Source organism: Lactobacillus pasteurii DSM 23907 = CRBIP 24.76 (assembly GCF_000297025.1).
GTDB classification, from domain to species: Bacteria; Bacillota; Bacilli; order Lactobacillales; family Lactobacillaceae; genus Lactobacillus; species Lactobacillus pasteurii.
Map to the genome: position 1 here is coordinate 269,398 of NZ_CAKD01000023.1, position 18,058 is coordinate 287,455.

Annotated in this window: 20 protein-coding genes and 1 other annotated feature; of the genes, 3 read left to right on the forward strand and 17 right to left on the reverse strand. The window is 37.9% G+C overall.

Annotated features, from left to right (window positions below; all coding sequences use genetic code 11):
- Positions 1–71: 71 nt before the first annotated feature.
- The 17 genes from rplT to BN53_RS07580 form a co-directional block, all read right to left on the reverse strand.
- The gene (rplT, locus tag BN53_RS07500; RefSeq protein ID WP_009560360.1) at positions 72–428 is read right to left on the reverse strand and encodes a 50S ribosomal protein L20; all 357 of its coding nucleotides are present in this window, start codon (positions 426–428) and stop codon (positions 72–74) included.
- A gap of 34 nt (positions 429–462) precedes the next feature.
- Positions 463–663: a 50S ribosomal protein L35 gene (gene rpmI / locus BN53_RS07505; protein WP_008471945.1), complete on the reverse strand. Its 201-nt coding sequence runs from the start codon at positions 661–663 to the stop codon at positions 463–465.
- Positions 664–683: 20 nt separating this feature from the next.
- Positions 684–1,217: a translation initiation factor IF-3 gene (gene infC / locus BN53_RS07510; RefSeq protein ID WP_081495933.1), complete on the reverse strand. Its 534-nt coding sequence runs from the start codon at positions 1,215–1,217 to the stop codon at positions 684–686.
- A gap of 25 nt (positions 1,218–1,242) precedes the next feature.
- Positions 1,243–1,357: a sequence feature (ribosomal protein L20 leader region), on the reverse strand.
- A 51-nt stretch (positions 1,358–1,408) separates the two neighbouring features.
- Positions 1,409–1,723 carry a heavy metal-binding domain-containing protein gene (locus BN53_RS07515; protein WP_009560362.1) on the reverse strand — a complete coding sequence of 105 codons (315 nt, stop codon included), beginning with the start codon at positions 1,721–1,723 and terminating at the stop codon, positions 1,409–1,411.
- A gap of 133 nt (positions 1,724–1,856) precedes the next feature.
- Positions 1,857–3,788: a threonine--tRNA ligase gene (gene thrS, locus BN53_RS07520; protein ID WP_009560363.1), complete on the reverse strand. Its 1,932-nt coding sequence runs from the start codon at positions 3,786–3,788 to the stop codon at positions 1,857–1,859.
- 272 nt (positions 3,789–4,060) lie between these two features.
- Positions 4,061–4,966, reverse strand: a complete 906-nt coding sequence (gene dnaI, locus BN53_RS07525; protein ID WP_009560364.1) for a primosomal protein DnaI — start codon at positions 4,964–4,966, stop codon at positions 4,061–4,063.
- Positions 4,967–4,976: 10 nt separating this feature from the next.
- Entirely contained in the window at positions 4,977–6,320 is a 1,344-nt protein-coding gene (locus tag BN53_RS07530) for a DnaD domain protein (RefSeq protein WP_009560365.1), read from the reverse strand.
- On the reverse strand, positions 6,320–6,790 hold the full coding sequence (nrdR, locus tag BN53_RS07535; protein ID WP_009560366.1) for a transcriptional regulator NrdR: 471 nt from the start codon (positions 6,788–6,790) through the stop codon (positions 6,320–6,322). The genes BN53_RS07530 and nrdR overlap by 1 nt, the downstream gene beginning before the upstream one ends.
- Before the next feature lie 2 nt (positions 6,791–6,792).
- Positions 6,793–7,389 (reverse strand): dephospho-CoA kinase, encoded by a 597-nt coding sequence (gene coaE, locus BN53_RS07540; RefSeq protein WP_009560368.1) that lies wholly within the window; start codon positions 7,387–7,389, stop codon positions 6,793–6,795.
- A complete protein-coding gene (gene mutM, locus BN53_RS07545; RefSeq protein WP_009560369.1) occupies positions 7,386–8,216 on the reverse strand; it encodes a bifunctional DNA-formamidopyrimidine glycosylase/DNA-(apurinic or apyrimidinic site) lyase in 831 nt (276 codons plus the stop codon). The genes coaE and mutM overlap by 4 nt, the downstream gene beginning before the upstream one ends.
- Before the next feature lie 8 nt (positions 8,217–8,224).
- Positions 8,225–10,885, reverse strand: a complete 2,661-nt coding sequence (gene polA / locus BN53_RS07550; protein ID WP_009560370.1) for a DNA polymerase I — start codon at positions 10,883–10,885, stop codon at positions 8,225–8,227.
- 103 nt (positions 10,886–10,988) lie between these two features.
- Positions 10,989–12,296, reverse strand: a complete 1,308-nt coding sequence (gene murC, locus BN53_RS07555) for a UDP-N-acetylmuramate--L-alanine ligase (protein ID WP_009560371.1) — start codon at positions 12,294–12,296, stop codon at positions 10,989–10,991.
- A 94-nt stretch (positions 12,297–12,390) separates the two neighbouring features.
- Complete coding sequence (gene ytpR, locus BN53_RS07560) at positions 12,391–13,038, reverse strand: YtpR family tRNA-binding protein (protein WP_009560372.1); 648 nt, start codon at positions 13,036–13,038, stop codon at positions 12,391–12,393.
- A 19-nt stretch (positions 13,039–13,057) separates the two neighbouring features.
- Positions 13,058–13,378 (reverse strand): thioredoxin family protein, encoded by a 321-nt coding sequence (locus BN53_RS07565; protein WP_009560373.1) that lies wholly within the window; start codon positions 13,376–13,378, stop codon positions 13,058–13,060.
- Positions 13,379–13,440: 62 nt separating this feature from the next.
- The gene (gene trmB, locus BN53_RS07570; RefSeq protein ID WP_009560374.1) at positions 13,441–14,106 is read right to left on the reverse strand and encodes a tRNA (guanosine(46)-N7)-methyltransferase TrmB; all 666 of its coding nucleotides are present in this window, start codon (positions 14,104–14,106) and stop codon (positions 13,441–13,443) included.
- A gap of 8 nt (positions 14,107–14,114) precedes the next feature.
- Entirely contained in the window at positions 14,115–15,290 is a 1,176-nt protein-coding gene (locus tag BN53_RS07575) for an ABC transporter permease (protein ID WP_009560375.1), read from the reverse strand.
- The gene (locus tag BN53_RS07580) at positions 15,283–16,023 is read right to left on the reverse strand and encodes an ABC transporter ATP-binding protein (RefSeq protein WP_009560376.1); all 741 of its coding nucleotides are present in this window, start codon (positions 16,021–16,023) and stop codon (positions 15,283–15,285) included. The genes BN53_RS07575 and BN53_RS07580 overlap by 8 nt, the downstream gene beginning before the upstream one ends.
- A gap of 187 nt (positions 16,024–16,210) precedes the next feature.
- Here BN53_RS07580 and BN53_RS07585 point away from each other — a divergent pair, with 187 nt between their 5' ends.
- The 3 genes from BN53_RS07585 to BN53_RS07595 all read left to right on the forward strand — a co-directional run bounded on the left by BN53_RS07585 (position 16,211) and on the right by BN53_RS07595 (position 17,996).
- Positions 16,211–16,642, forward strand: a complete 432-nt coding sequence (locus tag BN53_RS07585; protein ID WP_009560377.1) for an HIT family protein — start codon at positions 16,211–16,213, stop codon at positions 16,640–16,642.
- Between the two features lie 10 nt (positions 16,643–16,652).
- The gene (locus BN53_RS07590) at positions 16,653–16,982 is read left to right on the forward strand and encodes a hypothetical protein (RefSeq protein WP_009560378.1); all 330 of its coding nucleotides are present in this window, start codon (positions 16,653–16,655) and stop codon (positions 16,980–16,982) included.
- Between the two features lie 105 nt (positions 16,983–17,087).
- The gene (locus tag BN53_RS07595; RefSeq protein WP_009560379.1) at positions 17,088–17,996 is read left to right on the forward strand and encodes a peptidylprolyl isomerase PrsA; all 909 of its coding nucleotides are present in this window, start codon (positions 17,088–17,090) and stop codon (positions 17,994–17,996) included.
- The last annotated feature ends 62 nt before the right edge of the window (positions 17,997–18,058 follow it).

Sequence of the window (18,058 nt, forward strand, 5' to 3'; positions counted from 1 at the left end):
TAATTTAATCTTATCAGAAAACCGGACAATTATGGCATAAAAAAAACGCGTTTTCACGCGTTCCTTATAAATTAGTTCAAAGCCTTCTTAGCAGTTTCAACTAATTTTGCAAAAGTTTCAGCATCGTTGTAAGCGATGTCTGCTAACATCTTACGGTTGATGTCAACGCCAGCTACCTTTAAGCCGTGCATTAACTTAGAGTAAGAAATGTCATTTTGTCTAGCTGCTGCGTTGATACGAGCGATCCATAACTTTCTAAATTCGCTCTTGCGCTTTCTACGGTCACGGAATGCGTACTTGTAGGAAACAAACAATTGAGTGCTTGCAGCCTTAAATTGCATATGCTTTGCGCCACGGTAACCCTTGGCAAGCTTCATAATCTTCTTACGACGTTTACGTGTTACAGTTCCACCTTTAACTCTTGGCATCAGTAATTCCTCCTAATATCGTTCTAAATTTAAATTAACGCATTTGGGAAAGCATCTGTTTGATGCGCTTAATGTCACTGCGTGAAACCATAGCAGCTTTTCTCAAATGACGACGTTGCTTCTTAGTCTTACCGTGGAAGCGGTGACCAGTAAATGCGTGATGACGCTTCAATCCACCATTAGCAGTTCTCTTAAAACGCTTTGCTGAAGCACGGTGTGTTTTCATTTTTGGCATTGTCTATTTCCTCCAATTAACTACTTTTTCTTTTTGTCCTTATCACTCTTAGGGGCAAGCATCAAGAACATTGAACGGCCTTCCATCTTTGGCTTGCTTACAACGGTAGCAATATCAGATGTAGCTTCTGCCATCTTTTCCAACACTTGCTGACCTAATTCCTTGTGAGTGATTGCCCGACCTCTAAAACGAATTGATACTCGTACGCTGGCACCTTCTTTAGTAAGGAACTTTTGTACGTGTTTCAACTTAGTGTCGAAGTCATTGCCTTCAATTGTTGGACTAAGGCGAATCTCTTTAACACTGATAGTCTTAGACTTCTTACGGGATTCTTTCAATTTCTTTTGTTGTTCGAAACGATACTTGCCGTAATCCATAATTCGAGCAACTGGTGGTTTTGCATTAGGCGAAATAAGAACTAAATCAAGATCTGCATCAGCAGCTTGGCGTAAAGCTTCATCTCGACTTACTACACCTATCTGCTCACCATCTGCACCAATTAAACGAACTTCGCGAGAACGAATTCTATCGTTTAAAATTACATTCTTTGGTATGACTCTTCACCTCCGTGTTAATTTGAGGACAAGAAAAGAGCGGATAACCGATTTGCTACCCGCTCTTAATCAACAGAAATTATCGATCAGCCCAGAGGTTTCAAAACTTAGGCGAGAAGCGGGTGCTTCTTCTTGTTCTCAACTTATCTAAGTGTACGCTTATCGGATTTATATGTCAAGCAAATTTTAAATTAGTCGACAAATTTAACAGCAGTTCCATAAGCAACTACTGATTGCATGTCTTGAGCAATTGAACCTGAGTCAAAGCGCATCATTACTACTGCATCTGCACCCATTTCTTTGGCGTTGTCTTTCATGCGTTCGATTGCTACTTCTCTAGAAGTAGTTAGCATCTTGGTATAAGCCTTGATTTCGCCGCCAATCATTGACTTAAGTCCTGCGCCAACATCGCTGAACATGTTGCGAGATTGAGTTGTAACTCCAAATACTTCTCCAATTACTTCGTATTCTTTGCCTGGAATTCGTTCTGTTGTTGTTGCGATCATTTTTCTACCCTTTCTTATATCAACAAAATAATCAATGGCTATATTGTATCAAATTGCCTAAGCAATTTTTATCGGTTTGCAAAAATTTAAGGGAAAATAAAAAATTCGTGCCTGAGCACGAATTTCCTAGTGATTATTTTTCACGTGAGTATTCATTTACGTCAGCAGTGATTAAGTTAATGAATTCATCAAGTGACATAGTTTCTTGATCTTCGTTACCGTAGCGACGAACGTTAACTGAGTCTGAGTTCATTTCATCATCACCAAGTACCAAAGTGTATGGTACCTTTTGAGTTTGTGATTCACGAATCTTGTAACCCATCTTTTCGTTTCTTGAATCTACATCAACTCTAAATCCACGCTTAGCAAGTTCCAATCTAACCTTTTCAGCGTATTCGCCATGAGCTTCCAAGTTAACAGGAATAATTTCTGCTTGAACTGGAGCAAGCCAAGTTGGGAAAGCACCCTTGTAGATTTCGATCAAGTAAGCGATAAATCTTTCCATAGTACCAACGATACCACGGTGGATCATAACTGGACGGTGTTCTTCACCATCTTGACCTACGTAGCTTAAGCCAAATCTTTCTGGAAGCATGAAGTCAAGTTGGATAGTTGACATAGTTTCGTCGTTACCCAAAGCAGTCTTAGTTTGGATATCAAGCTTAGGACCGTAGAATGCTGCTTCACCTTCAGCTTCAACATAGTCAAGTCCAAGGTCATCCATAGCGCCCTTAAGCATCTTTTGACTTCTTTCCCACATTTCATCGTTAGCAAAGTACTTGTCAGTGTTCTTTGGATCACGGTATGAAAGTCTGAAGTAGTAATCAGTAATGTCGAAGTCCTTGTAAACATCCATGATCAACTTCAAGATCTTAGCAAATTCAGTTTGAACTTGGTCTAAGGTAACAAAAGTGTGGCCATCGTTCAAAGTCATTTCACGTACACGTTGAAGACCTGACAAAGCACCTGACTTTTCATATCTATGCATCATACCTAATTCTGCTACACGAAGTGGCAAGTCACGGTATGAACGAATGTGGTGCTTGTAAATTTGAATGTGTGATGGGCAGTTCATTGGACGCAATTCAAGCATTTCGCCGTCACCCATGTCCATTGGTGGGAACATATCATCACGGTAGTGAGCCCAGTGACCTGAAGTCTTGTAAGCATCCAAGTTCATCAAAACTGGAGTGTATACGTGTTGGTAACCGTCAGCTACTTCACGGTCAATGATGTAGCGTTCAACAATACGGCGAATAGTTGCACCCTTTGGCATCCAGTATGGCAAACCAGCACCAACCTTAGGATCAACGAAGAACAAGTCTAAGTTGTGACCCAAAGTTCTGTGGTCGCGTTCCTTAATTTCTTGACGACGCTTCAAATCTGCTTCTAAATCTGCTGCCTTGAAGAATGCAGTACCAGCAACTCTTTGCAACATTGGGTTTGAAGACTTGCCAAGCCAGTAGGCACCAGCTACTGACAACAACTTGAATTGCTTAATCTTACCAGTATTTGGCAATAAAGCCTTGAAGCCAAAGTCAATAAAGTCGCCAAGCTTGTAAGCATCAACTTGGTCAGCTTCTTTTGCAAGAAGTTCTGACTTAAATGGATCATCCTTGAAGATTTCAGCAAGTTCTGCCTTAGCAACTTGAACATGTTCAATCTTTTCACCGTTTTTGATTACCTTTTGCATTGCTTTTTCTAATTCAGGCAATTCAGTAACCTTGATTTGATCAGCCTTGTCAGTGTCAACGAAGAATCCATCTTCACCTGCTTCATGCAAACCTAAGCGCAATTCAGAATGCGCCTTCTTAGCAGTTGCTTCAAAAATAAAGGCAACAGTTTCGCGCAAAACTTCAAGTGCAGCTTCGTCCTTATCAGTTACGATGGCAACTTCACTATCTGCATCCAAAACAAAATCTAGTGGCTTAAGTTCGCCGTTAACCTTACCTGCTACAGCAGCCTTGCCCAATGAAGTAGCAATACCGCTAGCTAATTCAGCAATAGTTAAACTTGAATCAAAATCCTTCTTTGAGCCATCTGGCAATGTGATTGAAAAACTCATATATACCTCCAGAAAATAAAAAATCCCAGTGTCACAATGACACTGGGACGTTAATTAGCGTGGTTCCACCCAAATTCAGACCTAGTATGCTATCATACTGGTCTCTTTTAAGGATCTATAATGGGATCCAACCTTAATTTTAAGCTATTTGGGTAAAAGAGTTGGGGTCAATTTCGGTGAGGGCTTCCAGAACTAGGCCCTTCTCTCTGAATGAAATCGATCATGTCTCTCTTATTAAGTGCTATTATACCCGGATTAAAAATCTATGCAAGCTAATTTTCTAAAATTCTTTTATTAGGGCCACTAATAGTAATTTCTTTAGCTAAGAAACGAACTCTTTGCATTAGCCGGGCTGCCTTGACCTCATCAATTGAATTTTTAGTTTCCGCAAAATGGGCCTCTAATTCATTCATGCTAAAGTTGGAAGAAAAGAAAGTTGGCATAACATTGTCCATTCTTGCTTGCAAAATTACGCCAAGTACATCATCTCTTGACCATTGACTCAAAGTTTCTGCGCCAATATCATCCAAAATCAAGACATCGCACTTGATCAAGCGATCCATTTCATCAGACAAACTATTGTCGCTGATGTGGCGACTTAAGTTAGCGATAAAAGTAGGAACATGCAAAAAGACGACTGTCTTATTGGAATTGGCAATATTATTAGCTAAGCCTGCTAAGATGTAGGTCTTGCCAACGCCAAAGTCCCCAGACAGATATAAACCGCGTTGATGAGGATCCTTTTTAAAGGCTTGCAGAAACTTTAAAATTTCCATCAATGCAACAGCTCGCTCATTCGTCTTATCAACTTCGCTCAATTTTACACCGTATAGTCTATTAGGCAAGTTAACTAAGCGGAGATTATTTTTGACTTCGAGTTCATGATTACGGGCTAATTTTTCATCAGTTGGAGCATAGCGAACATCTATTACTTTCCCATTGATAAATAGTTCTGGACGATATCCTTGCATAATTTCATCTGGTTTATGAATTTGAGTGTGAAATTCATAAAGATTTGTTATGCTTGCTAAAATCATTGCTTTATCAACTTTATCTTTATGTTCTTTCAAAAACTTTCTAACTTCTGGATCTGCCAGAACTTCTTGGGTCAACTTATTTTGATCGCCTAAGTTCCGCTTTTTAACAATCTTATCAATAACATCCCCGATTGCTTCCATGCAAATTCACCTACTTTTCTTGTGAATCATCAGAATCCTCTAAATTCCTAAACATATTATCTAGCTGATTCAAATCAATATTGCTATCTGTCTTAGCCTTAACCTTGCTCCAATCAGTCTTTTGTTCATGACGTTTAACCGTCACTGCCCGACTTCTTCTGCTATTTGCTATCTTAGCAGGACGCTTTTCAATATAAGCTAAAGCCTGCTCAGCTGTAGCAACATGATTTTGCAACCAGTCGTTAGCTATCTTATTAGCTAAATTAGGCGCTAGTACAGAATCATATTGCAAGCATACGTAAGTCAAGATGTTGACAAATTCAACAGGCAACCCTCGATTTATCAAGCTATTCAAAACTTTATTTTCGCTAGCAGTAGTATAGCCACCCTTTTGAGATTTTAAGAAATACAAGAATTCAGCCGGCGTCTTTCTTCTAGCCTCAAGCAAAATTGCCTGATGCTCATCGGATAATTTAACTGACACTTGCATCTTTTGATTTTGCTGAACTGTTTGTTGAATTTGCTGCTTGCTATTTTGATTTTTGTAGCTTTCTGACAAAAGACGACTGATTTCGCGCAAGTTCAGCTGACTTTCTCCATGCAAAGTTGGCAAGGTTTCGTCGATAAACTCTTGTTCATTGATACCATATAGTTGCATTAAGCTAATGATCTCGGCCTTTTTGGCTTCAATTTCTTGGGGATCAATGTGATAGAGTCTAAAGCGATCTTTCATGTAATCCCAATCGATGCCAGTTTTTTCGTTAACTTGGGCTGATGCAATTTTTCCTACCTGATTAGCTGCAGCAGCTTCTTGCACTTCGACAGATGGCGTAATTGCCTCGTCTTCTGGCAGGCGGAAGACATCAAAAAATGAGGCTGAAATATCTTTGCCTTTTTTGACTGGCTGCTGGTGCATTCTAGCCTTAGTTGCAAAATATTGACTCAAATCATAGAAAGCACTTTGGCCAACTTTTTCTCTTAAAAGACTAGTCAACAAAGCTGTGGAAAAGAATTCCTGTGAGCTAGGAACCTTTAAAAGTTCGAATGCCAAAATACTGGATACTTCATTATCAACAAGATGGGTTTTAACTAAACCAACGGCTTCCAGTTTATGCAAAGACTTGAAAATATCCTTTAGCCCGCAGTCCATTTGCTCTTGTAAATAATATAGCCCTCGGCTATCTGACAAAATCATATGAGGGCTATAGTTATAAACTAGGGTTTGATATAAGCTGATGCTCATTGCACCAACCAAGGGTTGATACAATCGAACTAAAATTTGCAAAGTATCTGGATACAAGCGCACGCTATTGGCTACAAAAAATTTTTGCTTGGGGTCCGCTGTTTCAAACATTAATTATTTCCCTTCTCGCGCTTGGCCATCATGTCTTCCATTGTTTTCATGAAGCTCGACATATCCTTAAATTCACGATAAATGGAGGCAAAGCGAATGTAGGCAACATCATCAACATCAGCCAAGTGTGACATTACAAATTCACCAATCTTCTTTGATGAAATTTCACTGACACCTTGTTTTCTAACATCGTTTTCAACTCGATCAACCAATTGTTCGAATTGGCTACTGGAGATTGGACGCTTTTGACCAGCTGCCATTACTCCGTGCAAAATTTTTTCACGGCTAAATGGCTCTCTAGTACCGTCATTTTTGATAACTAATAAAGGTGCCTTTTCGACTCTTTCAAAAGTCGTAAAACGATATCCACAATTTTCGCATTCTCTTCTACGTCTAATCGCTCTATTTTCATCACTAGGACGAGAGTCAATTACCCTAGATGAATTTTCGTGACAGTTTGGGCATTCCATATTTAATCCTCTATTTTTCTTAAAACTTCTGCTAATTTATCTTCTAGTTCTATTATTGTACCAGTATTTTCAACCACATAGTTAGCTTTTGCGATTTTTTGCGCTAAGGGCATCTGCGATCTAATTCGATCCATGGCCTCTTTTTCGTCATAGTTATTGCGCTTCATCAAACGCTTTAACTGTTCTTGTTCTGGCAAAGCTATTACTAGAACTTGGTCGCAATCCTTTTCTCCACCAGTTTCAAATAAAACCGGAGCATCCAAAATTATCAAAGGAAGATTTTTTTGTTTTGCAGACTGGATTTGTTCGACAATTTCTTCATGGATTAAAGGATGGGTGATCTGATTGAGCTTCTCTAATTCAGACTTGTGGCTAAAAACATATTGACCCAATTTTCTCCGATTTACTGTTTGATCGGCATTGAAAAACTCTAATCCAAATTGCTGTTTAACTTGCTCCCATGCAGGTTTGCCGATATTTAGAATTTCTCTAGAAATCTGATCCGCATCAATTATTGGGATATTCTGCTTGCGAAAAAACTCATCTGCCGTGCTTTTACCAGTAGCAATTCCACCTGTTAAGCCTAATACAATCGTCATTTATACATCACCTGACAATTCGGACAAAAAGTCGTCCCACGTCCACTTACCTTTATCTTTTCTAGTTTACTTTGACAGCGACGACACTTTTCTCCAGCATGACCGTATGCTTTTAGTCTGTTTTGATAATGTCCAGTATCGCCATTAGCATCAAGATAAGTGTGAACCGTCGTTCCTTTATATTTGATTGCTTCTTCGATTGTGTGATTGATTTCATCCCGCAATATTGCAACTTTATCCTTAGGAATTTTATTACAGATGCTTAAAGGATGAATCTTGCTTGACCATAAAACTTCATCAACATAAATATTGCCTAAACCTGAGACCAAGCTTTGATCTAGCAAAACGTTTTTGATATTTTTATGTCTTTTGTTTAAACCAGCATAAAAATAGTCCAAAGTAAACTCTGGCGAGTCAGCTTCTGGGCCCAATTTGGCAATGCCAGTGACTATTTTTTCGCTGCCAGTTTCCACTAGCTGCATTCGGCCAAACTTTCTAACGTCGTTGTAGCGCAAGGAAGTTCCATCGGTAAATTCAAATTGGACATGGTCATGCTTGTCTTTAGGCGTTGCTGGCAGAGATAGATAATACTTTCCTTCCATTCGCAAGTGTGACACAATTGTCAAATCTTCCGACAATCTAATCAATAAAAATTTAGCGTAACGATCAATGGCTAGGATCTTTTTCCCAACAAGCTTATTTTTAAATTCTCGATGATCAGAACTAATAATGTTTGGATACCATAAGTCCACTTTCTTAATAACTTTACCAACCGCTAAAGGAGTCAAAGTTCTTCTAACTGTTTCAACTTCTGGCATTTCTGGCATATTATCACCTACTTTGCATCATACCAGCTGTGTCCCCAACCTGCATCAGCGATCAATGGAACGTCTAATTTAATAGCATTTTGCATCACTTCTGGCACAATCTTTTTAATAATTTCCAATTCATCCTTTGGTACGTCAAAGATCAATTCGTCGTGTACCTGTAAAACCATTTTGGTCTTAAGATTTAATTCAGTCAGCTTCTTTTGCATATTGATCATTGCAATCTTGATAATATCAGCGGCTGAGCCTTGAATTGGCGAATTGATTGCAGTTCTTTCCGCAAATGAACGCACATTGAAATTCTTGGCATGAATATCTGGCAAATAGCGACGGCGGTGCATAATTGTTTCTGCATAGCCTTTTTCGCGAGCAGACTTAATTGCCTGATCCATAAAGCTTCTAATTCCAGGATATTGTTCAAAATAGCTATCAATAAATTCTTTAGCTTGCTTGCGGGTAATGCCGATATTCTTTGATAAACCATAATCAGAAATTCCATATACAATACCAAAGTTAACTGCTTTGGCAGTTCTACGCATATCTGGAGTAACTTCATCGGTTGAATTTAAATGGAAAATCTTCATAGCCGTATGAGCGTGAATATCATAGCCAGTATTAAAGGCTTCTTGCATATTCTCATCACCAGAAACATGGGCTAAAACGCGAAGTTCAACTTGTGAATAGTCACAAGAGAAGATATAGCCATCCTCTTGACTAGGAACGAAGGCCTTGCGAATTTGCTTACCTTCTTCGCTTCTAGTTGGGATATTTTGCAAATTAGGATCGACTGATGAAAGCCTACCGGTTGCAGTCAAAGTCTGCAAATACCGAGTATGAACGCGTCCATCAGCTTGAACAACGTCTAAGAGACCCTTAACGTAAGTTGATTGAATCTTAGAAATTTGACGATAATTCAAAATCTTATCGACAATTTTGCTTTGACTGCGCAATTGATCAAGTACTTCAACAGAGGTTGAATAGCCAGTTTTAGTCTTCTTTAGTGGTGGTAAGTTCAACTTTTCAAATAAAATATGGCCTAATTGCTTAGGAGAGTTCAAATTAAAACGCTCGCCTGCTTCTAAATAGATTTCCTCTTCAAGCTTCGACAATTGCATGCCAAATTCATTCTCAAGCTGAATCAAAGTTGTAGGCAGGACCTTCATGCCAGTTATTTCCATCTTAGCCAAAACAAAGGCTAATGGAACTTCAATTTCATCATAAAGACTATCTTGTTCATGATCTTTTAGCTCTTCAAGCAATGCTGGCTTAAGCTTGTCGATTGCAACGACCTTGGCTGCTAGATGTGAAAAGAGAGTTTCATCATCTGGCACTGCTTGCTTTTTACCCTTGCCATAAACTTCAACGTCAGTTTTGACTGCATAGTTGTCGTATAAATGAGCAACCTCGCCTAAATCGTTAGAATTGTTCTCATTATTGATCAAATATGAGGCAAGCAACATGTCGTAATTAATGCCTTCTGCTTGAACGCCCAAGCGGTTTAAGCCAATGTATGTACGCTTCAAATCAAAGACATTCTTTTTGATGTCAGGATTTTGTAAAAATTCTTTCAAGGGTGATTCTTCAAGCAAAGCTACATCCTTTGACACATATATTCCATCACTAGTCTTCAGCGCAAAAGCAACAAATTGTGCCAAATGATAATTGTCGCCCAACATTTCTAAGTAAAAGGCAGCCTCAGAATCGTCCAACTTAAGCTGAGCAATATTGTCGCTGGTCAATTCAACGTAGTCATACTTTTGCATATCTTCACTACTTACATTGCCATCAGTTGCCACTGACATTTCTGCCAAAAACTTTTTGAATCCTAGGCGCTCATAAAATTCGCGCAAGCCTGCAATATCAACAGAATTGATCTTAGTATCTTCCAGACCAACGGCAATTGGTGAATCTCGATCGATTGTGGCTAACTTCTTAGCCAAAAAGGCCTTGTCTTTATCATTAATCAAATTCTCTTTGAGCTTAGATTTTTTCATTTCTTCAACATGCTCATAGAGGTTTTCAATTGAGCCATATTGTTGAATTAAATTAGAAGCTGTCTTTGGGCCAACCTTGGTAACGCCTGGGTAATTATCTGAACTATCTCCCATCAAGGCCTTCATATCGATATATTCAGTTGGAGTGACGCCATTGACTTCTTTCATGTGCTCTGGGGTGTATGCTTCCATTTCGCCTACGCCATTTTTGGTAATATAAACTGTCACATGCTTTGAAGCAAGTTGGGTCAAGTCTCTATCTCCAGAAACGACAGCTACTTCATATCCAGCTTCGTCTCCCATTTTGGAAAGGGTACCAATAATGTCGTCTGCTTCATAATTTTCAAGTTCGTAGCTCTTAACACCCAAATGTTCAAGCATCTCTTTAATAAAAGGCAATTGCTCAAGCAATTCATTTGGTGTTTTTTGACGGCCACCTTTGTAATCTTGAAACATTTCAGTTCTAAAAGTTACTTTACCTGCATCAAAGGCAACCAAAATATTGCTTGGTTGCAGTTGTTTGAGCATTGAGTCAAACATATTTTTAAAGGTATAAATAGCATTAGTGTGTAAGCCATCTGGGCTGGTAAATTTATCAAGTTGGCGATAAAGAGCATAAAAAGCTCTAAAGGCAACGGAATTCCCATCAATTAAAAGTAATTTTTTATCTGCCACAATAATCTCCCTTCTAAAATAGAAAAAACTGTCAAAATGGTACTAACTCATTTTAACAGTTTTTCACGAATTATTTTATTGATTGAGATTGATATTCAAACTTTTATAGCAATTTTTCAAATGCGTCTTCGTACTTAGGAATATCTCCAGCACCCATGAAGACAATTACACTATCGTGATGCTTAGTTAATTCTGCAATATTATCCAAATCGATAATTTCTGATCCAGGAATCTTAGCTACTAGATCTTCACTCGAAATGTCACCACTGGCTTCTCTAGCTGAAGCATAAATTGGCGTAATGTAGGCCTTATCAACTCCACTCAAGATTTCTTCGAAATCCTTTTGATATTTCTTGGTTCTTGAGTAAGTGTGTGGTTGGAATACAACAACCAACTTCTTATTTGGATACTTTTGACGAGCTGCTTGAATTGTAGCTCTCATTTCAGTTGGATGGTGAGCATAGTCATCAACAATATCGATATCGCCGAAATTCTTTTGACTAAAGCGACGCTTAGCTCCTTGGTAAGATAATAGTCCCTTCTTGATATCTTCCATCGGTACTTTTTCAGTATAGGCTACTGCAATAACTGCTGTAGCGTTCAAAATGTTATGATCGCCAAATAGGTGAATTTCAAATCGGCCTAAATCTTGACCATGAGCTAAAACATTGAAGCTTGATCCTTGAGTGCTGCGCTCAATATTAACCGCTTGGAAATCATCGCTATCCTTGAAGCCGTAAGTGTATTTAGGAATCTTGGCTTCGATTGTTTGCAATCTTGGATCGTCTCCCCAAACAAACAAAGCCTTCTTGGTTTGTTCAGCAGCAACTTGAAAAGCAGATGTGTAGTCGGCTTGATCCTTGAAATAATCTGGGTGATCAAAGTCGATGTTGGTCATAATTTGATAGTCTGGGTGGTAGGCTAAGAAATGACGACGGTATTCATCTGCTTCATAAACAAAGAATCTTGAATCCGCAATTCCTTTACCTGTACCATCACCAATTAAGTATGAGGTTGGAGCAGCTTCTGTCATCACTTTGGCAAGCAAGCCAGTAGTTGAAGTCTTGCCATGAGTACCAGAAACGCCAATTGAAGTATGCATAGCAATTATTTCTTGAACTGTGTCAGGATAAGATTGCCATTCAATGCCCTTATCTAAGCAAGCCTTAACTTCAATATTGTCTTCTTTAAAGGCATTTCCCTTAACTACAACTTGACCTGGCTTAATATTATCAGCTGAGAAATCCTTGACTGGGATGCCATTTTTTTCTAGTGGAACTTGGGTGAAAGTGAATTTTTCGATGTCACTACCTGCTACCGTGTAGCCTAAGTCGTGTAAAACCAAGGCCAATGAAGCCATTCCTGTACCTTTAATTCCAATAAACCAAATTTCTTTTGTTTTATCTAACATTTTTAAAAGTCTCCAAACTACGCGTCAAAATATTTCGTTTCTAATTTTATCATTTATTGAAAATAAAAAAACTCCCTCAGGGGAGTTTTTTAATCTATAAAGTGATGGTACCGTTGGCAAGCAATTCATCACATTTAGTTGGTTCAAATTCTGCTCCAACTTCAAATGTATCAGGTACAACCATGATACCGCGCTTTTGAGGAGCGTGAGCTAAACCAAGTTCGCGAGCTGAACAGATCATACCGTATGAAGCTACTCCGCGTAGTTCACCTGGCCAAATTTGTGCACCATTAGGCATCAAAGTGCCTGGAAGTGCTACAACAACTTTTTGGCCTTGAGCAATATTTGGCGCACCACAAACGATTTGATGTTCTTCATTTTCGCCAACTTCAACTGTAGTTACGTGAAGGTGATCTGAGTCAGGATGAGCTTCACAAGTCTTAACATAGCCATAAACCAAAGTTGGCTTGCCGTAAGCAAGTTGATCTCCAAAGCCTACTTCTGCAAGTTTTTTGTTAAGTGCAGCAACTTCTTCGTCGCTAAGCTTAACTTGGCCATTTGGCAACTTGTCATAGTCAAGCAATTGATCTACGTTAAAGAAATTAAAACCAATTACCTTGCCTTGAGAATCAGTAACTCTAGTTACATCAGTTTTTTCTTCAAAGTTGCTTCTACCGTCGTCTTCACCCAAGATTACGATCAAAGTATTAGGATATGCTACTTTATTTATGCTAGTAATCATCTAAAAATTCCCTTCTTAACTAGTCAAGTGATCGTAAAAAGTCTTCAACTTCTTGCTTAGTTTTACGATCCTTATTTACTAGTCTACCAATTTCTTGGCCATCTTGGTAGACAACAAAAGAAGGAATTCCCATAATCATCATTTCTTTAGCAAGATCCATTGATTCATCGCGATCAATTTCGTAGAACTTGGCATCTGCAAAGTCAGCTTCAATTGCTGGCATAAATGGCTTTAAAAAGCGGCAATCTGGGCACCAATCTGCAGTAAATTCTAAGACAGTTCTGCCTTCCTTGGTTAAATCAGTCAATTGTTCAGAAGTTAATTTCTTGATTTGTTCCATAATTTCACCCCGTCATTCATATTACTTACTTTTAATAAGTATTATAAATCATAAAAAATTTTTTACAAGTTTTTTGTTTTAAAAGTTGCATGCAAAGCATAAATTGGGTTGTCCTTTGAAGCAAATTTATGTTCATATTCAGTTTCAATATTATGATCCAAAATTTCATTTGCTTCATGGTGCAAATCAACACTGACGAAATCAAAGTTCATGCCATAGTTGTTTAAGCTTTGCAAAGAGTAAGCAAACAAACCTGAATTGTCAGTCTTAAATTCCAAATGACCTATATCTTTCAAGACATATTGATATTTTGCTAAAAAACTCTTGTAAGTCAATCTTCTCTTTTCGTGACGTGACTTAGGCCATGGATCACTAAAGTTTAGATAAATTTTGTCAGCACTATTTTCCGCAAAGAAGCTATCAATATCAGCAGCATCTGCACGCATAATTTGCAAATTAGTTAAATTCTTTTCAAGCTTCGTTCTTAAAATGATTCCCGCAGCCGTAGTTTGTAACTCTAAGGCAATAAAGTTCTTTTCGGGATATCGTTCAGCTAATGTGGTAATAAATTTACCCTTACCTGAACCAACTTCGATTTCTAATGGACGAGAAAAGTCTTCAAAGCGACTTTCCCAGTCAATTTTAACTTCTGGATTTGGATCCTGAATTACGCTTTCAGGATGTTCATTAACTAACTTAACTGCCCAAGGCTTATTTCTTAATCTCATTTCTTTTCCTAACCTTTAATTTTATTTGGTAAATAGAAGTGGCCTAGCAAAAAGCACATAACTAACAAGGTGCTGCTTGCAATTAACAAGTCGAAATTGATTGGCAAAATCAATAACCAGGAAATACTAATGCATAACCATTGCAATAGCAAGACCGAGTCCAAAACTTTAACCAAATCATTTCCCTTAGTTGAATAATCGATCGGCGCAATTCGATACATAATATTATTATCAAATTCTTTTGCTAGTGGCAATAACTGATAAGCTGTCAAAAAGACAATCAAGCAAGAAAGTCCACAAGCCCAGCGCCAATTAGCAGTTAGCCAAGATACTAGCACTGCAAAAATCGTCATTCTTACTAGCAAATTCAAGTACTCTGGATTTCTAAGCAATGAACGGCGATAAATAAAACTATTAGGCGTATCGCGCGCGAAAGTCTTTGGCAATAAAAAGTCTAGATACTTGCGACGCTTGATGACAACTTGCTTTTCTTCAACGTCGGTAAACATGCTAAAGAGCGAATAAATGCGGTCTTTGCGCACTCTTTCATTTTCGATGGCTAAATTCCAGTCAAAAGTGGTTATTTTTTTGCTTGCTCCTAAAGCGATTAAGCCTACCGCCACTAATGCTGAAGGCATAAAATACACTTCTAGCAACATCAAGGCCAAAATTATAGCGTTAAATATTGAGCTTGAATAAGTTTTTTCAAAATTCAAACCAACTTTTTCGTGCAATAACTGAGCATACTTATAAAGAATCAAACTAACCGGCATTGCCAAATATTGCCAAAGTGACAGATCGGCCTTCAAGATTGCAAAAGGATATAAAATTCCTCCCATTAACACGATCAAAATTGTCGGCAAAATCATGCTATATGAAATCATTGGCTTTAGATATTGTTCGATAGCTTCGCCATCTTGACTGAATAAAAACTGTAAATCAGCCGCTTTAAACAAAGTAACCAATCTTCCTGCTAAAAATGGCAACCACAAGACAAATGCCGTTAGTGGCTTATAAAACCATAAATTGTTGGGCATTGTTTTAAGAGTTTTGGCATACCAAAACATCAAAGCTCCAAATAGAAAAATCAGGGCCAAGATGAAGAAGTCATTGAAAACCAGCGTCAAATATTTGAGACTGCGTTTAAAGTTTTGCGATAAGCGTTGTTTTGCTAACTTATTCATGGCCAGTCACCTTATTCAAAGTCAGATATAACTTATCAAATGGGTCGTCAGCCTTTAAACCATAGAAGTCTCGAATCTCTGCCAAACTACCAACAATTTCAATCGTTCCATTGTTCAAAACTGCATAAGTTGAAATCGCCTGTTGGGCATCTGCCAAAACGTGAGTGGTCATCAAGACCATTTTATCCTGGGCGATTACTTGTTTGATCAAATCAATTAAATTAGCTACTGCTAAAGGATCTAATCCGGTAAAAGGTTCATCAATAACTAATAATTGCGTATCAGCCAAAAATGCCGTCACAATCATCACCTTTTGCTTCATCCCTTTAGAAAAGTGAATTGGAAGCCAATCTAACTTATCATCTAGCCTAAAGAGCTTCAACAATTCATGTGCTCTCTTCCAAGCTTGATCTGCATCCAGTTCATAGCTCAATATGGTCATATCAATATGTTCTTTTAAGCTTAATTCTGGATATAGCACTGGCGTTTCTGGAATGTAAGCTACTTGTTTCTTGAATTTTCTCGCCTGCGTACTTAAAGAAACTCCATTGAGACTAATTGATCCTTTTTGCGGTCTGAGCAAACCCAAAATGTGCTTGATTGTAGTAGACTTACCTGCTCCATTCAAACCAATTAGTCCCAGCGCCTGTCCTGGTTTAATTTCTAAGTTAATGTCTTTAATTACTGGAATTCCGGTATATCCTCCAGTTAAATGTTCAATTTTTAATGTCATAAATATTTTTCTTCCTATGCAAAAAATTTATATTAAAGATTATAACAAGCTGATTGCAATTGTAGAAAACAAATGTTCTAAAGTTAATCATTACATAAAATTTGCTTTTTAGCTACATTCTTAGGCCTTTTCCATGGTAGCATATATTTAAAGATTAGTTTTATTTAGAAGAATAGAGGTTCAAAATATGGAAAACTTAATCGATGATTGTTTATTCTGCAAGATCATTCGTGGAGAAATCCCTAGCTACAAGGTTTTTGAAAATGAAGATGTTTTAGCATTTCTTGACATCTCTCAAGCAAATCCTGGCCACACTTTGATGGTACCAAAGAAACACCTTGAAAATCTATTTGACTACACTAGCGAAGATGCTCAAAAATATTTGCAATATTTACCTGAAATTGCTCGAGCAATTCAAAAGGCTTTCCCTGAAGTTGATGGAATGAACATTTTAACCAATAACGGAAAAGTTGCCGGACAAATGGTAATGCACTCACACATTCACTTTGTACCTCGCTTTGAAGGAGATGGTCTTAAGATTATTTCTAGAAATAACGCTGATCAATACGACGAAGCAAAGTATCAAGCTGTTGCAGACAAAATTAAGGCTCAATTTTAGGAGTTAGATTATGAAAAAATTTACTTTAGGATTGATTTTAGGAGCCGGTGCTGGACTACTAGCATCATTTTTGAAAAATGAAGACGGCTCTAGAGTTGGCGCTCCTTTGAAGGCAGAATTCGATGGTCTTAAAGATGATTTTCAAGATTTATCAAGCGGCGTCGATTCTGCTAAAAGCGCCCTAGCTGATTTAGAAAAGAATTTGCCTGACGCAAGTAAGGCAATTGATGAAATCGGCGACGATATTCGTCATTATCAAGATCAAAGCAGTCGCACGATTGAAGAACTTGAAAAAGCTGCTGACAATCTAGAACAAAAAATGCAACAAAATTTCGAATAAAATGTAATTTTTTTGTGAATATAGCATTTTTAAAATTATTATGGGCAAAATTGTGTTATATTAATTGTCAGTTATTATAGATAAGGATGTGGAGATTTTATTTCTATGAAGAATTATTGGAAGAAAGCAGCAGCAGTTATTGCTGTAGCAGGTATCGCATTATCAACAGCAGCATGTTCTAAGAGCAACAACGCTACAGTTGCATCATACAAGGGTGGAAAGATCACTCAAGAAGAATACTACAATGAGATGAAGAAGTCTCAATCAGGTCAATCTACTTTGGCTAACATGATTATTAACCGTGCTTTGGAAGAACAATACGGTAGTAAAGTTTCATCTAAGAAGGTTGATAAGCTTTACAACAGCTACAAGAAGCAATACGGTTCACAATTTAGCTCAATCTTGCAACAAAACGGCTTAACTGCTTCAAGTTTTAAGCAAAACTTGAAGACTAGTTTGCTTTCAGAAGCCGCTTTGAAGGATGTCAAGAAGATTTCTAAGAAGCAAGAACAAAAAGCTTGGAAGAGCTATCAACCTAAGGTTACTGTTCAACACATTTTAGTATCTAAGAAATCTACTGCTGAATCAATCATCAAGCAATTGAAGAGCGGCAAGAGCTTTGCTTCATTAGCTAAGAAGTACTCTCTTGATACTGCTACTAAGAACAAAGCTGGTAAGTTAGCAGCCTTTGACTCATACGACACTAGCTTAGATTCAACTTTCATGACTGCAGCATTCAAGCTTAAGACTGGCGAAACTACTTCTACTCCTGTTAAGACCCAATCTGGTTATGAAATCATCAAGATGATCAACCACCCAGCTAAGGGTAGCTTTGCTTCTCACAAGAGCACTATTGACAAGCACATTTACGCTACTATGGCTCAAGATCAAGAAACAATGAGATCAGTTATCGCTTCAGTTTTGAAGAAGGCTAATGTATCTATCAAGGACAGCGATCTTAAGAACGTATTGTCTTCATACATTTCAACTACTTCATCTTCAAGCAACAAGTAATAATTGACGACAACTTGTAGACAATAAAAATGATCAGGAATTTTTTTCGATTCCTGATCATT

Bases quoted from the DNA above. Each gene is read 5' to 3' on its own strand.
- dnaI (WP_009560364.1), bottom strand. From the start codon at position 4,966: ATGGAAGCAATCGGGGATGTTATTGATAAGATTGTTAAAAAGCGGAAC.
- BN53_RS07575 (WP_009560375.1), bottom strand. From the start codon at position 15,290: ATGAATAAGTTAGCAAAACAACGCTTATCGCAAAACTTTAAACGCAGT.
- trmB (WP_009560374.1), bottom strand. From the start codon at position 14,106: ATGAGATTAAGAAATAAGCCTTGGGCAGTTAAGTTAGTTAATGAACAT.
- BN53_RS07565 (WP_009560373.1), bottom strand. From the start codon at position 13,378: ATGGAACAAATCAAGAAATTAACTTCTGAACAATTGACTGATTTAACC.
- nrdR (WP_009560366.1), bottom strand. From the start codon at position 6,790: ATGGAATGCCCAAACTGTCACGAAAATTCATCTAGGGTAATTGACTCT.
- BN53_RS07590 (WP_009560378.1), top strand. From the start codon at position 16,653: ATGAAAAAATTTACTTTAGGATTGATTTTAGGAGCCGGTGCTGGACTA.
- coaE (WP_009560368.1), bottom strand. From the start codon at position 7,389: ATGACGATTGTATTAGGCTTAACAGGTGGAATTGCTACTGGTAAAAGC.
- ytpR (WP_009560372.1), bottom strand. From the start codon at position 13,038: ATGATTACTAGCATAAATAAAGTAGCATATCCTAATACTTTGATCGTA.
- BN53_RS07530 (WP_009560365.1), bottom strand. From the start codon at position 6,320: ATGTTTGAAACAGCGGACCCCAAGCAAAAATTTTTTGTAGCCAATAGC.
- BN53_RS07580 (WP_009560376.1), bottom strand. From the start codon at position 16,023: ATGACATTAAAAATTGAACATTTAACTGGAGGATATACCGGAATTCCA.
- mutM (WP_009560369.1), bottom strand. From the start codon at position 8,216: ATGCCAGAAATGCCAGAAGTTGAAACAGTTAGAAGAACTTTGACTCCT.
- rplT (WP_009560360.1), bottom strand. From the start codon at position 428: ATGCCAAGAGTTAAAGGTGGAACTGTAACACGTAAACGTCGTAAGAAG.
- thrS (WP_009560363.1), bottom strand. From the start codon at position 3,788: ATGAGTTTTTCAATCACATTGCCAGATGGCTCAAAGAAGGATTTTGAT.
- murC (WP_009560371.1), bottom strand. From the start codon at position 12,296: ATGTTAGATAAAACAAAAGAAATTTGGTTTATTGGAATTAAAGGTACA.
- rpmI (WP_008471945.1), bottom strand. From the start codon at position 663: ATGCCAAAAATGAAAACACACCGTGCTTCAGCAAAGCGTTTTAAGAGA.
- BN53_RS07515 (WP_009560362.1), bottom strand. From the start codon at position 1,723: ATGATCGCAACAACAACAGAACGAATTCCAGGCAAAGAATACGAAGTA.
- BN53_RS07585 (WP_009560377.1), top strand. From the start codon at position 16,211: ATGGAAAACTTAATCGATGATTGTTTATTCTGCAAGATCATTCGTGGA.
- BN53_RS07595 (WP_009560379.1), top strand. From the start codon at position 17,088: ATGAAGAATTATTGGAAGAAAGCAGCAGCAGTTATTGCTGTAGCAGGT.